This is a genomic window from Nonomuraea longicatena (genome assembly GCF_039525605.1).
Taxonomy (GTDB): Bacteria; Actinomycetota; Actinomycetes; order Streptosporangiales; family Streptosporangiaceae; genus Nonomuraea; species Nonomuraea longicatena.
The window spans coordinates 1-1073 of record NZ_BAAAHQ010000103.1 but is presented as its reverse complement, the minus strand read 5'-3'; the positions used below and the strand labels follow the sequence as shown (position 1 = coordinate 1073).

The window sequence follows — 1073 nt, the reverse complement described above, 5'->3', positions numbered from 1 at the left end:
TGTCCGACAAGCCGAACCATTGCGATCTCTGCGTCATCGCCGCTACGAACACGTATCGAAAACGTGATCTTATGCCGATTCATCCGGCATGCGGTTGTTCCGTCGAGCCGATCTATTCGACGGACGACGAAGACGCGGAACTAGATCGGCGTGTGGCTGAAGCGTACAAGCGCGCGGCGAAGGACGTCCAACTTCGCGTGATCGATCACGGCGAATACGGCCCCTATCTCCAGGCCGCCTAACACACGTCCCCCGACATGGGGGTCTATTTCTTCCGACATGGAGCCCTTTTCAACATGCCCGAGAACGACACCAACACGACCCCCACTGACGACACCACCGCGAACACCACCGTTGCCGACACGGGAACAGATGGCGTTGACGTTGCGGCGCTGGTCGCCGAGCGGGATAAGTGGCGCACGATGGCCCGAAAGCATGAAGCGGGTTTCAAGGACATCACCAAGAAGTACGACCAGCTTTCGCAGTCGCAGATGTCCGAGACCGAAAAGGCCATCGAGGCAGCAAAGGCCGATACGCGAAAGGCGACACTTGCGGAGCTGGGCGCGAAGCTCACGACCGCAGAGCTAACTGCGCGGGCCGCTAAGGCTGGTGTGGCGCTTCCGGATGTTTCTTACATCAACGTTGCCGTCCTGGCCGGTGATGACGGCGAGCCCAACGGCGACGCCATCGACGCGTTTCTAAGGACGCTTCCCAAGAGTGGCAAGTCTTTCGACCAAGACGTTTTCCACAAGACGGCTGGTAATCGTGAGGCGAACAAGCCCCCCCAGCTCACCCGATCCGATCTCCAGCGCATGACGAACGATGAGATCAACGTTGCTCGCCTCTCGGGCCAACTCAACGACCTACTTGGAATCAAGTAACCCCGCAGGAGAATTCCCCCTTGGCTATTTTCACCGAGCCCACCTACCGCGATACCCGGTTTATTCCCGAAGTCTGGACTGCCGGTGTATGGGCTGAGATGCGGTCCAAGCTCGTCGTCGGTTCGGACCTGGTCTGCAACCGCGACTATGAAGGCGAGATCCGCGATGCGGGCGACGCTGTCCGCATCCCGA

2 protein-coding genes are annotated in these 1073 nt (G+C 59.5%); both read left to right on the top strand.

Translation table 11 applies throughout. The annotated features are described in order from the left end of the window. Positions 1 to 242, top strand: a 242-nt coding sequence (locus ABD120_RS39565) for a hypothetical protein (RefSeq protein WP_343955657.1), incomplete at its 5' end; no start/stop codon positions are given. Positions 243 to 296: 54 nt separating this feature from the next. Continuing rightward, on the top strand, positions 297 to 881 hold the full coding sequence (locus ABD120_RS39560; protein WP_343955655.1) for a hypothetical protein: 585 nt from the start codon (positions 297 to 299) through the stop codon (positions 879 to 881). Positions 882 to 1073 lie beyond the last annotated feature (192 nt).